The sequence below is a fragment of the Pseudoxanthomonas sp. 3HH-4 genome, assembly GCF_006716465.1.
In the GTDB taxonomy this organism is placed as follows: domain Bacteria; phylum Pseudomonadota; class Gammaproteobacteria; order Xanthomonadales; family Xanthomonadaceae; genus Pseudoxanthomonas_A.
Window position 1 is genome coordinate 270,776 of record NZ_VFPB01000005.1, and the last position, 14,063, is coordinate 284,838.

The window sequence follows — 14,063 nt, forward strand, 5'->3', positions numbered from 1 at the left end:
TAACCTCATCTCGGTAGCATCGGCTGGCATTCGCCGGCCCCTACTTTTCCTGAGGTTCTCCCGATGCGGATGGACAAACTGACCTCGCGTTTCCAGCAGGCGCTGGCTGACGCGCAGTCGCTGGCCGTGGGCCGCGACCACACCATGATCGAACCGGTGCACGTGCTGACCGCACTGCTGGAGCAGCAAGGCGGCAGCACGCGTCCGCTGCTGTCGCAGGCCGGCGTCAACGTGCCCGTGCTGCGCGAGCGGCTGGGCGAAGCGCTCGACAAGCTGCCGAAGGTGACCGGCCAGGCCGGCAACCTGTCCATCGGCAACGACCTCTCGCGCCTGCTCAATGTCACCGACAAGCTCGCGCAGGACAGCGGCGATACCTACATCGCTAGCGAGTGGTTCCTGCTGGCCGCGCTGGACGACAGCGGCGCCGCCGGTCAGGAGTTGAAGGCCAGCGGCGCCGACAAGCAGAAGCTGCGTGCGGCTATCGACCGCCTGCGCGGGGGTGAGAAAGTGCAATCCGAGAATGCCGAAGACCAGCGCCAAGCGCTGGAGAAGTACACCATCGACCTCACCGAGCGTGCCGAGATCGGCAAGCTCGACCCGGTGATCGGCCGCGACGAGGAAATCCGCCGCACCATCCAGGTCCTACAGCGCCGCACCAAGAACAATCCCGTGCTGATCGGCGAACCCGGCGTGGGCAAGACCGCCATCGTCGAAGGCCTGGCGCAACGCATCGTCAACGGCGAGGTACCGGAAGGCCTGAAGGGCAAGCGCGTGCTGAGCCTGGATATGGGTGCCCTGATTGCCGGCGCGAAGTTCCGCGGCGAATTCGAGGAGCGCCTGAAGGCCGTGCTGAACGACCTGGCCAAGAACGAAGGCCAGATCATCCTCTTCATCGACGAACTGCACACGATGGTCGGCGCCGGCAAGGCCGAAGGCTCCATGGACGCCGGCAACATGCTGAAGCCGGCGCTGGCGCGCGGCGAACTGCACTGCATCGGCGCGACCACGCTGGACGAGTACCGCAAGTACGTGGAGAAGGACGCCGCGCTGGAGCGCCGCTTCCAGAAAGTGTTCGTGGGCGAACCCAGCGTCGAGGACACCATCGCCATCCTGCGCGGGCTGAAGGAAAAGTACGCCGTGCACCACGGCGTGGAGATCACCGACCCCGCCATCGTCGCCGCGGCCACGCTGTCGCACCGCTACATCGCCGACCGCCAGCTGCCGGACAAGGCCATCGACCTGATGGACGAAGCGGCGTCGCGCATCCGCATGGAGATCGACTCCAAGCCGGAAGAAATGGATCGCATGGAGCGCCGGCTGATCCAGCTGAAGATCCAGCGCGAGGCGCTGAAGAAGGAGAAGGACGCGCAGTCGAAGCAGCGCCTGGCCGATCTGGAAACCGAGATCGAATCGCTGCAGCGCGAGTTCAACGACCTGGAAGAAATCTGGAAGGCCGAGAAGGCCACGCTGACCGGCGCCACGAAGATCAAGGAGCAGATCGAGCGGGCGAAGCTGGAGCTGGAAGCCGCGCAGCGCAAGCAGGACTACGCGCGCATGAGCGAACTTCAGTATGGGCAATTGCCTGAACTGGAGAAGCAGCTGGCGGCAGCGCAGGAGGCCGAGCAGAAGGGCTTCCGCCTGCTGCAGGACAAGGTCACCGAAGAGGAGATCGCCGAGGTCGTCAGCCGCTGGACCGGCATCCCGGTCAGCAAGATGCTGGAGGGTGAACGCGAGAAGCTGCTGCAGATGGAGCAGTCGCTGCGTGGCCGCGTGATCGGCCAGGAAGAGGCGATCAAGGTCGTCTCCGACGCCGTGCGCCGGTCGCGCGCCGGTATTTCCGATCCCGACCGTCCCAGTGGTTCGTTCCTGTTCCTCGGCCCCACCGGTGTCGGCAAGACCGAGCTGTGCAAGGCGCTGGCCGAATTCCTGTTCGACAGCAGCGACGCGATGGTCCGCATCGACATGAGCGAGTTCATGGAGAAGCACGCGGTGAGCCGTCTGGTCGGCGCACCCCCGGGCTACGTGGGCTACGAGGAAGGCGGTTACCTGACCGAGGCGGTGCGTCGTCGCCCGTACAGCGTGATCCTGCTGGACGAAGTGGAGAAGGCGCATCCGGATGTGTTCAACATCCTGCTGCAGGTGCTGGACGACGGTCGCCTGACCGACGGCCAGGGCCGCACGGTCGATTTCCGCAACACGGTCATCGTGATGACCTCCAATCTGGGCTCCAGCCTGATCCAGGACATGAGCGATGGTGGCGGCGCGGGCAACACGCCGGAAGCCTATACGCAGATGAAGGCCGCCGTGATGGGCGTGGTGCAGGCACACTTCCGCCCGGAGTTCATCAACCGGCTGGACGACATCGTCGTGTTCCATCCGCTGGACAAGGCGCAGATCCGCGAGATCGCCCGCATCCAGACGCGCTACCTCGCCAAGCGGCTGGCCGAGCGGCAGATCACGCTGGACATCGACGATTCCGCGTTGGCCCTGTTGGGCAACGTCGGCTTCGACCCGGTGTATGGCGCGCGTCCGCTGAAGCGCGCGATCCAGGCGCAGCTGGAGAATCCGCTGGCGCACAAGATCCTGTCAGGCGACTTTGGCGCGGGCGATACCGTGCACGTGCATGCCGAAGGTGGGCAGCTTCGCTTTGCGCGAAGCGCGGCGACGTCGTGAGTCCTGCCGCCGGGCTGCGCACCACCAAGGTGTAGAGGTCGGGCATCGGGTGCGGACCGCGTATGCGGCCGCACCTCGAAACCGGTCGCGACGGCCGCACAGCCGACTCACATTAGCGTCGCGCTTATCGCATTGTCGTTGACGGCGGAGTAACGTCGGCTCCGGCGCGATGCGGAAAGCGGGGGCTTGTCCGCACTGGCGTCATCCCGGGGGGGAGGAGACGCAACGATGGTTTCGCGACGTCGCGCTTGGTGGGTGGACGCGTGTGTGGTCTCGTTCGCGTGCTGGCTACTGCAGGGCGTCAGCGTCGACTACAGCGCGCGCTTCTTCCATCATGCAGCGCTCTCCGGCGACGCCTCGCTGGTGCATGCGCATGCGGGCCTGCTGCTCGGCGTGGCATTGCTGGGTGGCGATCGGCGCGTCCTCGCCACGGCCTTCTTCACGAGCTTCCTGCATTGGTGGTGGCGCGCCCGACTGCAGGATCCCCCCGAATCCTATGTGGCGGGCTTCGCCGTCGCGATGGTGCTGCAGTGGCGCTGGACCGAGTTGTGCGCCCGCTGGGCAGGTGGCCCCTTCCGGGGTGGGCGCCGCCTGAAGGTATCGGGGATGTTCCGCTACGCCGTGGCGGGCCTGTTCCTTTTTCCCACCGGCTGGACGCTGTTGTCGGCCGCCGTCGCCTGGACGCATGGCGAACCGTTCGCCGCCGTCGCCAACACGTCGGCGCAGCTGTGGCTCGCCAAGCACGTGGGGGTGGGCGCGGTCACGCTGCCCTTCCTGCTGCTGTGGACCGATGACTGGTTGCGGCGCGCCATGCGCCGCCGCTGGGTGGCCGTTGTGACATGGCTGTGCGCAAGCGTGCTGGCTGCGCATGTGCTGCAAGCGTGGCCCTCATGGCGGTGGGTGGAACTGGTCTACGACTATCGCGCGCTGGCCGGCGTGTTGCTGGGCATCGCCATGCTGCTGTGGCGTGTCGAGTACTCCATGCCTTTGCTGACGTCGATGCACCTGATCCTGCTGCATGGCCTGACGGACCAGGCGGGGCAAGCCGCCTCGCCGTCGCAAGTGATGGGCCTGCTGGCGCACCTGGTCGAATGCAATTTCATGGTGCTGATCCTGGCAGTGCTGTTCCTGCTCAATCGCGAGCGCAAACACAGGTATCACCATCTCCGCGCGATGTGCCGCCACGACGCGAGTAGCGGTCTGGACAACGCCCATGCGCTGCGCGAGGCGTGGCGCACATCGCCCACGCGGCCCGCGGTGCTGGGCTTCCTGTTGCTGGATCAGGTCGAGCGCGTGCTGGGAAGCTACGGTTGGCGAGCGCAGTCGCAGCTGCTGCGGGAGATCGGCAGGGAAATGGTGCCACTGGCGCGTCCCTACCACATGGGGGGCGGGAAGTTCGTGTTGCTGCCGCTCGGAGCCGAGCAGGCCGGGGCCAGTGCCGGGAAGATGGAGGAGATCCTGAGACGGCTGCAGGCGTTCGTGTTCCAGTGGCATGGCGCACAGCTGCGGGTAAGTCCATACCTGGGCGTCGCACCCTGCGACCGGGCGGGCGTGGAGGCACTGGACGAATGCCTGGCCAATGCGTGCGACGCCGCCCTGCGTGCACGGGAGGTGGGCGAACACAATCCAGTGCCCTGCGAACCCAGTCCGTTGGGCAGGCCCGATGCGCAGGCACGGCGACATCGGCTGGTCGCCGCCGCCGAGGCGCTGGCCTGCGTGCATGCCGGCAGGGTGGAGCTTTACGTGCAACCCATCGTAGCCCTGGCCGGCCAGCCCTCGGCGGGGTTCCAGGGCGAGGTCCTGTGCCGGCTGCGCACGGCGCAGGGCAGCCTTTTGCTTCCCAACGAATTCATCGCCGACCTCGAGGCGGGCGGTCACGCGTCCGAACTGGACATCGCGGTGATCGAGTGCCTGTTCCAATGGCTGCGGACGCACCCGCTCGCGATCCCGCGTATCGCCAGGCTCGGCATCAACCTCAGCGGCAAGAGCGTGGCCTCCGCGTCGTTCCGCGCGCGCTTCGCGGAACTGCTGCGGCAGGCGCCGCTGCCGCATGCCGCGCTGTGCTTCGAGCTGACCGAAACGGCTGTGATCGCCAGCCAGGAGCCGGTGCTGCGCCTGTTCCACGACCTGCGCGCGCGCGGCTGCTCCCTGTCCCTGGACGACTTCGGCAGCGGCATGCAGAACTTCGAACGCCTCAGGCAGGTGCCGGTGGACAGCCTGAAGATCGATGGCCAGTTCGTACGCAACATGCAGAGCCAGTCGCGCGATCTGGAGATCGTGCGCGCTGCTGTGGCGGTTGCCAAGGCCCACGGCCTCGCCACCGTGGCCGAGTACGTGGAGACCGCCGAGCTCGCCGACCAGTTGCGCGATCTGGGTGTGCAGTGGGGGCAGGGCTATCATTTCGGCCATCCGGTACCCATCGGCACGCGGCTGTTGCCGGACGTCGCGCCTGTGGCCTGTTCCTGACGGCGTGCCGACGGCCGCTTTGGACAGGAAACCAGGCGCGGATTTAGGCGCGGCGTCCGCTTCCCCGCCTCTCGTTGAGATTGAAAGTAGCGAATCTGCCGCCCCCAGCCCGAGGTTTCGATGAAGACGGCGGAGCTTGCTGGGGCACGGATCATCCGATCTTCCAGGCACACCACAACCGATAGTGCAGGTACGACGGGACTGGAACCGGCGCGTCTTCTCGCCGAATGGCACGGTGGAGTTTGCCTGTGATAACGCGTTTTGCGGACGAGGAGTCCGGGCTGCGGGGATGAGCGCGCTCATGGTGCCTGGCGCTCGCGCACGGGGTGTACGCCGATCCACTGTCGGATGACCGGCGATGAGGTGTCCGGACCGGCCAGCCTTTGATGGATTAACTGTCAGAGGGGAGGACTAAATGTGAGTTTAGTCGCGCGAGATAAATTTAATATAACAATTCTGTTCTGTGAGTGATCTCATTGTTTTTGTGAGTGCCGAAGTTCTATATCCGCTCGCGGATCTCCGGTTAACGCCTTGAATGAAGGAATGGGGGGCGGTTGAGGAGGGTGGAGCCTGCCAGCGCGTGTGGGGAAATCACAATGCTTTGCCAGAGGGATGGAAAGCCTATGACCGGCGATGAGTTGTCTGGATCGGCCAGCCTTTGATGGATTAACTATCAGAGTGAGACACTAAATGTGAGTTTAGTCGCGCGAGATAAACTCCATATAACAATTATGTTCTGTGAACAATGTCGTTGTTTTTGTGGTCGCCGAAGTTCTATATCTGCTCGCGACTCTCCGGTTAACGCCTTGAATGAAGGAATGGGGCGCGGTTAAGGAGGGCGGAGCCCGCCAACGCGTGCGGGGAAATCACGATGCTTTGCCAGAGGGGTGGAAAGCCTATGAACAGAACACTGCGCTGTGGCCTGCTGATGGCCACTGTCTTCGCCGTATCGGTCATTCCGGAAGCGCGGGCCGGTTCCGTATCCGGCAATATCGACGCGACGATCACGATAGGAACCGGCTGCTCGGTGACCAATGGTACTTTGAACGGTGGACAGAACCAGTTCGGTTCTGTCGATTTCGGTGAGCACGCTTTGCTCGTCAACAATATCGATGCCGATGCGGCTGCGGCAACGGGAGGCGGCCCGATCCAGGTCACCTGCTCGCTGGCTTTGGGCTATGCCGTTGGTATCGATTACGGCCAGCACGCGACAGGCAATCAGCGAAGGATGGCGCTGGGTGTGCTGGACAGCATCGATTACGGTTTGTTCAAGGATCCGGCGCGCACACAGCCGTGGGGTCCGATCGGTTCCGGGTCTGAGATGCTCGGGCTGATCGCCGTGGCCACCGCGTTCGATGTCCCTGTACACGGGCGGGTGCCGCCGCAGGGGGTGAGCGGCATCAAGTTGCCTGGCGTGTATACCGACACGGTGGTGATGACGGTAGCTTGGTAGTCGTCCGAACAGGTTCGCCTATGCGATCGCAAGGATAGTCCGGATCTTCCGGCGCGCGAGCGCCGGATTTCGGTGGGGGGGAGCGATGAGCACTGTGCAAAGCTGCGCAGCGTTGCTGTGTCTGCTCGCAGGCATGGCGCCGCTGCGCGCGGCCGAGAAGTCCAGCAATCTCGAGGTCGGTGCCAAGATCGTGGCGGGGTGCACCGCGGGCCAAGTCCTGGCTGGTGAAACGACATTCGGCACGCTCGATTTCGGCTTGCACGCACTGATCCTGACGCCGATCGATCTGACCGGCAGCCAGGGTGCGGGGGCGATCAGGTTGAGCTGCACCGGTGGGCTGCCGTGGCGGGTGGTGATGAACTACGGTGCGCACGCGGCGTCCGGCCAGCGGCGCATGCACGATGGTGGTTCTGGATACGTGAACTATCAGATCTATTCCGATAGTGCGCGTACGGCGGTGTGGGACGATGTGGTTGGTGTGAGTGGCACGGGCGAGGGCCTGGATCAATGGCTGCCGGTCTTCGCCCGGGTGCCTGCGCCACAGGTGCCGACACCAGGGACGTACACCGACACCGTCCAGGTTGTGGTGAGTTGGTGATCGGCGTGCGCGCGGCCTGCAGAAAGGGAGTGCGGCGTCGCTGGGGACGATCGGCCTTGCTTGGCCTGATGCTTGGCGGATGCGGTTGCGCATGGGCCGACACGGGCGTTGACGACCAGACCAGGCAACAGGCGTTCAATCTGACCGCCTTTGTCGCTGACGGTTGCGTGCTGGGCCAGGCGGGCGACGACCCCCTCAGTCTGGGCGCTCTGGATTTCGGCCAGCACGCCGTGCTGGTCTCGGATGTCGTTGCGAGCACCTCGCTGGGCCAGGGCTCGGTGGCATTCCGCTGCACGCCCGGCCTGACGATCGTGGTGACGATGAATCCCGGTTTGCACGCTATGGATGTGTCCGGTGGTCGGTACCTGGAGCGCGCGGGGGGCGCGGACACCTTGCGGTATCAGCTTTTCCAAGACGGGGGCCATGCGGTGGTCTGGGGGGACGGTGGCAACGGCGGAAGCGCCTACAGCCTGACGGCCACCGGCGAGCTGCAAGTCCTGACCGTTCACGGAAGGCTGTACGCCCAGGCAGTCGGCGCTTCCGGCGACTACGGAGACACCGTGCGCGTGACTGTGAGTTTCTAACCTTCAGGGGAAGTGGAGATGCACCTGCGACGGCTATCCTGGCTCTTATTGCTGCTTCTGGCGCCGATCTTCGCGAAGGCGGGATCGGTGTTGATCTTCCCGGTCAATCCTCGCATCGCCGGTGACGAGAAGGCGGTTGCGGTGTGGATAGAGAACCAGGGCAGCGCGCCGTTGCGTATCCAGGCACGGGTGCAGGCGTGGGAGCAGGGCGATGAGGGCGAGGTGCTCACTCCCCAGACGTCCGTCGCCGGAAGTCCGTCCATGATGCAGATCCTGCCGGGCAAGCGGCAGATGCTGAGGCTGATCCGGGTACAACCGACGCCGGCGGGCGCCGAGCAGGCATATCGCGTGCTGATCGACGAGTTGGATGCGGGGCCGGTTGCGCCGCAGGCCAACGGTGTGCGGCTGCAGATGCGCTATTCCGTGCCACTGTTCGTGCAGGGGCCCGGGCTGGGCCAAGCTGATACCCGCGGCGATGCGGTAGCAAAGGGCCTGCGCTGGCGACTCCAGCGCGACAAGGGTAGCAGCTACCTGGTGGTACGCAACGAAGGCGCGGTTTCGGCGCGATTGTCGGCAGTCGGTCTGTTGAATCCGGATGGTACAAAGACCGACATCGTCGCCGGGCTGCTCGGGTATGTTCATCCGCGGCGGCAGATGCGATGGAAGCTGCCGGGAGCGCCTGCGGGGAGCGAAGGGCAAACACTCAGTGCGCGGATCAACGACGATCATGCGCCGACCTCCATCGCGCCATCGCCGATGCAGGAAGAATGAGCGTGGCGCGGAGACGAGGCAGGACGTGGGGCTGGTGCGGCGCAATCTGGCTGGCCGTGAGTCTGTCCCCGTTCCGGCTGGCGCTGGCCGGCTCAGAGCCTGCGCCCGACATCGATACGCTGGCGTCCACGCCGCAGGTGTTGTATCTGGACGTGGTGGTGAATGAGGTCGCCACTCATGAAACCATCCAGGTCGCCCTGCGCGACGGTGACCTGTTCGTTGCCAGCGACGTGCTGACCCGGTTGGGCGTTCCAGATCTTCCTTCTGGGCGTGAGCTGGCGCTGGGTCGGATTCCGCGCCTGCTTGCCCGGTACGAGCAGGAGACCCAGCGACTGAAGCTGACCCTGCCGATGGACTGGTTCCCGGTACAGCGGGTCCAGTTGGGGCCGCGCGGGATCGCTTACACGCCCGCACGGGGCAGCCCGGGTGCGGTATTCACCTACGACGCCCACGCCAGTGACGGCAGTGATACGTCGCCCAGCCTGCGCGTGTGGACCGAGACGCGGGTGTTCGCGCCACGCCTCGGGGTGATTGCCAGTACTGGGTTGTGGCACCGGGATGCGTCGCATGGCGGTGGTAGCCGCATTGATCGGCAAGGCTACCTGCGCTACGACACGTTCTGGGAGCGCGTCGATGACAGCGCCCGCAGCCGGCTGGTGGTGGGGGACTTCATCGGCGGGGCGTTGAACTGGACACGTGCAGCACGAATGGGGGGGGTCCAGTTTGCCCGCGATTTCAGCGTCCGTCCCGACCTGGTGACCTACCCACTACCGGAGTTCGACGGTCAGGCGCTTGTCCCTACGTCGGTGGACCTATACGTCGGCAACTACCAGCTTAGCCGCCGCGAACTGCAGCCAGGACCATTCACTCTCAGCACGCAACCGTTCATCAACGGTGCGGGGGAAATGACTGTGGTCACCCGAGACGTACTCGGTCGCGAGATACGGGCCACTGTGCCTTTCTACGTCAGCAATGCGCTGCTGCAGCGGGACTTGAGCGACTGGTCGTTGAATCTGGGAAAGCTGCGCGAACGCTACGGCCAGGCCTCGTTCGACTATGGCCCATGGGTCGGCACCGCGTCCTGGCGACGCGGCATGACAGATACCTTCACCCTGGAGGCTCACGCGGAATTCGCACGCGCGCTCCGCGTGGCTGGCGCGGGAGCGGTGACCCGCCTCGGACGATTCGGCGTGCTCAGCGCATCCGCGATGTACGGCCGCCACGACGCAAGTCCGCTGGCTGATCATGATGGCACTGATCGGGCCGTGGCCCTCGGGGGGAAAGGGGGGTGGCAGTATCGGCTGGGCTACGACTACACCAACCGCCGCTTTGGGTTCTTCGCGCAGCAGGAGCGTACCCACGGCGACTTCGCGGATGTGGCCGCGCTGGTTCCGTCGCATGGCTCGCCCTATGAGCGCCGGACCGCCCGGTACGGCATCGCCGGTGGTCTGCCGCGGTCGGGCACGCTGAGCCTGACCTATCTGGATATCCGTGGCGAAGGTGGCGACGGGGGGGAGCGCAAGCGCCTGCTCAACCTGTCCTGGGGTCGCGGTATCGGCAACAGCAGATCCCTGTATCTGTCCATGAACCGCGACATGGAAAGCGGCGACATGGCCGCCTCCCTGTCCCTGATGGTGCCGCTGGGCACCCGCGCATACGCCGATGGGTCATTGCAGCGCGAAGCGGACGGCGACGTCAGCGCACGCCTGTCGTACAGCCGCCCTGTGCCGGTGGATCGCGGCATAGGCTGGAACGTGGGCGCGTCGTTCGGCGACCAGACTGCGGTGCAAGCCGCACTGGGTTGGCGCAATGGATGGTCGCGGGGGGAGATCGGGGCCTATGACGGCTCGGGACCGGGATACCGTTGGGCGTCGGTGGGAGGATCGCTGGCTGCGATGGGCGGCGGTGTGTTCTTCTCGCCTCCGATCCACAACAGCTTCGCGGTGGTCGACACCGGTTATCCGGGCATTCCGGTGTTGTACGAAAACCAGCTGATCGGCCATACCAATGCCCGAGGTCATCTCTTGGTGCCCACCATCACCGCCTATAACCGCATCAAGCTCAACATCGATCCGCTGGACTTGCCGGCCAACATCGCCAGCCCCGTCACCGAAGTCTACGTGGCGGTGCCGTCGCGCGCGGGAAGCCTGGTCGAAATGAGGGTGGCGGAGGTGCGCGCGGCCAATGTGCGGTTGGTCGGTCTGGACGGAAAGCCAGTGGCGCGCGGCGCGCGCGTGGTCAATTCCGCCGACGGCGCGGAAACCATCGTCGGCTGGGATGGCCTGGTCTTTCTCGAGAATCTTGCCGATCAAAACGAGTTGGACATCGTGCCGCCCGATGGCGTGCCATGTCGCGCCCACTTCGCCTGGAGCGATCCTGGCGATCAATCCCTGCCGACTCTTGGACCGATCGTATGCACGCCATAAAGCCGACATTGAAGGACGACGCGGCGAACCTCCTTTGTCACGACGTCTGGCGATGGCTGTCCGGTGCGTTGTTGCTTCTCACGGGCCTGGGTGCAGTGTCGCCGGCAGTGGCCTGTTCCATCGTTGCCACGCCTACGATTCAATTGGGGACGACATCATCCTTCGCCATCCAAACAGCGGATGGTGAAGCGGGCTCTGGTTCGGGGGGGCTGTCCTGCTCCGGCCTGAGTCTGGCCCTGCTCACGAGCCAGTTCATCTACGTGCGGCTGGACAGCGCCAATCCACTGCAGATGACGCATGCCGCCACAGGTCACAGCATACCGTTTGCCGTTTCCAGTCAGCAGAACGGCGTGCCGATGGGTACGGGGGCGATCAGTCCCAATCTGGCCGGACTGAACCTGCTGTCGTTGGGTGGCACCAACAACGAGGTTCAGATGTTCGTCCAGCGCGGTGGAGCCAATGTTGCCGCTGGCGTCTATACCGGCAGCTTCAATCTGCGATGGTTCTATGCGACCTGTCCGCTGATCAGCGCGGTTGGCATCTGCATCGGCAGCTGGAACACCAGCCCCGGAATCACCCAGAACTGTCTGCTCGGCTTATGCACCCTCGACCAGAGCAGTCTGCCTGGCAGTGGCCTCTCCGTGACGGTGAATGTCACCCTGAGCGTGGCCAAGGACTGCGTCAACCTTGTCGCGCCAGATGTCGATTTCGGCGCTGCTGCGCTGCCGGCGCAATTCCCTGTCGTGGTCCAGTCGCTCCAGGTCAGCTGCACCCTGACCGAAGGTTACGTGCTGAAGCTGGACATGGGTGATCACGCTGCCGCGCCCTGGCGGCAGTTGCAGAACGGCAGCAATGTGCTGCAGTACAACCTCTATCAGGCCGATGGCGTAACGGTGTGGGACGATGCGAGCAATACGGTCAGCGCGGTCGGTACGGGCTTCCCGCAATCCTTCACCTATCATGCCCGCATCAACGCGGTTCAGTCACCGGTACCGGCGGGCGCTTACGCGGACAGCGTGCGACTGATCGTCGAATTCTAAGGTCTGGGCGCAGTGTCGACGGGACTGCGAGATGGTGGGCCATGCCCGTGTCTGGGATTTCCCGTCCTCTATGGCCTGGCTTGGCCTGGCCCACATGCGGTCCAGGCAATGCCTGCGCACACGCGTATCGGACGCGCTCTTGACTGTGGATGGTCGCGCCCGGACGGGCGGCGAGTCCCGGTCCACTCCGCCATTCGGCCTGCTGCGCATGCCGCATGAGATGGCGGCCGATACCGCGACCAAAGTCACGGCCTGCGGCGGCCGATCGACCGGGTCAGCCCGCGACGCGCTGGGGGCGGTAAGGCGGCGTGGACATCACCATTTCCGCCAGCGAGAACGCCAGTTCGCGCTCGGCCAGCACGGCGCCGTCTGCGCCGTGTTCCAGCAGGTGCTTCACTTCCCCCTCGCTGTGCGCGCGGGCGAGCAGGGTCAGCGAGGGATTGATCGCGCGCAGCTTGGCCAGTGCCTCGCCGGCTTCCAGCGGCTGCGGGATCGCCAGTACGGCGATCTTCGCGCGTTCGGGATGCGCCTCTGCCAGCACCTTGTCGGCCGCTGCGCTGCCGCGGATCGCGGGGATGCCGGCATCATGCGCGCGTGCCACGTGGTCGCCGTTGTCGTCGATGACGATCAGCGGCACGCCCCGGTCGCGCAGCACGCGCGCCAGTTCGCTGCCAACGCGGCCATAGCCGATGATGATGGCGTGGCCGGTGACGTCCAGTGACGGGCCCGGCGGTACTTCGGGCTCGGCCGGTACCGGTGCCAGCGCTTCCTGCTTCATCTGCCAGCGGTCAAGCCAAGAGAACAGGAACGGATTGGCGATGATCGAGAGCAGCGAGCCGGCCAGGATCAGGTCGCGCCCCTCCGGCGGCAGGATCTTCAGCGACACGCCCAGTGCGGCCAGGATGAAGGAGAACTCGCCGATCTGCGCCAGGCTGACCGAGATCGTCAGTGCGGTGCCGGTGGGGTGCTTGAACGCCTTGACGATGTAGTACGCGGCTACCGACTTGCCGATCACGATGATGCCGAAGGTGGCCAACACCTGCCACGGATGCGCCACCAGGATCGCCGGGTTGAACAGCATGCCGACCGACACGAAGAACAGCACCGCGAACGCATCCCGCAGCGGCAGCGAGTCGTTGGCCGCTTTGTGGCTCAGCTCGGATTCGTTGAGCAGCATGCCGGCGAAGAACGCGCCCAATGCGAAGGACACGCCGAACAGCGTGGCCGAGCCGAACGCCACGCCCAGCGCGATCGCCAGTACCGACAGCGTGAACAGTTCGCGCGAACCGGTCGCGGCGATCTTTTCCAGCGTCCACGGGATGACGCGGCGACCCACCACCAGCATGAAGGCGACGAACGCGCCCAGCTTGATCAGCGTCCACGCGATGGCGACCATGAAGGCCCCGAAACTGGCCGGCGTGTCGCCCGTGCGCTCGCCAAAGGTCTCCGCCAGCACCGGCAGCATCACCAGCGCCAGCACCATGGCGATGTCTTCCACGATCAGCCAGCCCACCGCGATGCGGCCGCGTTTCGTATCCAGCAGGCGCCGGTCTTCCATCGCGCGCAGCAGCACCACGGTGCTCGCCACCGACAGCGCCAGCCCGAACACGAAGCCGTTCAACGGCGTCCAGCCCATGCCCCATGCCAGCGCCCAGCCCAGCGCCGTGGCGACCACGATCTGCGCGATGGCGCCGGGAATGGCGATCGCCTTGACTTCCAGCAGGTCCTCCAGCGAGAAGTGCAGGCCCACGCCGAACATCAGCAGCATGACGCCCAGTTCCGACAGCTGGTTGGCCAGTGCCTGGTCGGCCACGAATCCGGGAGTGAAGGGGCCGACGAAGACCCCGGCGAGCAGGTAGCCGACCAGCGGTGACAGGCGAAGCTTGTGCGCGAGCGCGCCCAGCACGAAGGCCAGGGCGAGGCCTACCGCGATGATGTTGATCAGGTCGGCGTCATGGTGCATCTAATCGCGCGTTTCCTCTGCATGTCCGTCGAGTGTCGCCGATGCGGGCGCCATGCCGCAAACGGATACCGGCCGCAGCGCGCGTCGTA

9 protein-coding genes are annotated in these 14,063 nt (G+C 65.3%); 8 read left to right on the forward strand and 1 reads right to left on the reverse strand.

All coding sequences use genetic code 11. The features are described from left to right. Window positions 1-63 precede the first annotated feature (63 nt). The 8 genes from clpB (at window position 64) to FB548_RS15750 (ending at window position 12,011) form a co-directional block, all read left to right on the forward strand. Complete coding sequence (gene clpB, locus FB548_RS15715; protein WP_142125736.1) at window positions 64-2,673, forward strand: ATP-dependent chaperone ClpB; 2,610 nt, start codon at window positions 64-66, stop codon at window positions 2,671-2,673. A gap of 228 nt (window positions 2,674-2,901) precedes the next feature. Then, a complete protein-coding gene (locus FB548_RS15720) occupies window positions 2,902-5,139 on the forward strand; it encodes an EAL domain-containing protein (protein WP_142125737.1) in 2,238 nt (745 codons plus the stop codon). Window positions 5,140-6,037: 898 nt separating this feature from the next. Further along, a complete protein-coding gene (locus FB548_RS15725; protein ID WP_185742137.1) occupies window positions 6,038-6,592 on the forward strand; it encodes a spore coat U domain-containing protein in 555 nt (184 codons plus the stop codon). A gap of 85 nt (window positions 6,593-6,677) precedes the next feature. Beyond that, a complete protein-coding gene (locus tag FB548_RS15730) occupies window positions 6,678-7,190 on the forward strand; it encodes a spore coat U domain-containing protein (RefSeq protein WP_142125739.1) in 513 nt (170 codons plus the stop codon). Next, window positions 7,187-7,774 carry a spore coat U domain-containing protein gene (locus tag FB548_RS15735; RefSeq protein WP_185742139.1) on the forward strand — a complete coding sequence of 196 codons (588 nt, stop codon included), beginning with the start codon at window positions 7,187-7,189 and terminating at the stop codon, window positions 7,772-7,774. The genes FB548_RS15730 and FB548_RS15735 overlap by 4 nt, the downstream gene beginning before the upstream one ends. Before the next feature lie 18 nt (window positions 7,775-7,792). Continuing rightward, window positions 7,793-8,545, forward strand: coding sequence for a fimbria/pilus periplasmic chaperone (locus FB548_RS15740; protein WP_142125918.1), 753 nt, complete (start codon window positions 7,793-7,795; stop codon window positions 8,543-8,545). A 56-nt stretch (window positions 8,546-8,601) separates the two neighbouring features. Beyond that, a complete protein-coding gene (locus FB548_RS15745; RefSeq protein WP_185742140.1) occupies window positions 8,602-10,971 on the forward strand; it encodes a fimbria/pilus outer membrane usher protein in 2,370 nt (789 codons plus the stop codon). Then, entirely contained in the window at window positions 10,959-12,011 is a 1,053-nt protein-coding gene (locus FB548_RS15750; RefSeq protein WP_185742141.1) for a spore coat U domain-containing protein, read from the forward strand. The genes FB548_RS15745 and FB548_RS15750 overlap by 13 nt, the downstream gene beginning before the upstream one ends. Window positions 12,012-12,285: 274 nt before the next feature. On the opposite strand, the gene ybaL is transcribed toward FB548_RS15750, so the two are convergent. Then, window positions 12,286-13,974, reverse strand: a complete 1,689-nt coding sequence (ybaL, locus tag FB548_RS15755) for a YbaL family putative K(+) efflux transporter (RefSeq protein ID WP_142125743.1) — start codon at window positions 13,972-13,974, stop codon at window positions 12,286-12,288. Between the last annotated feature and the right edge of the window lie 89 nt (window positions 13,975-14,063).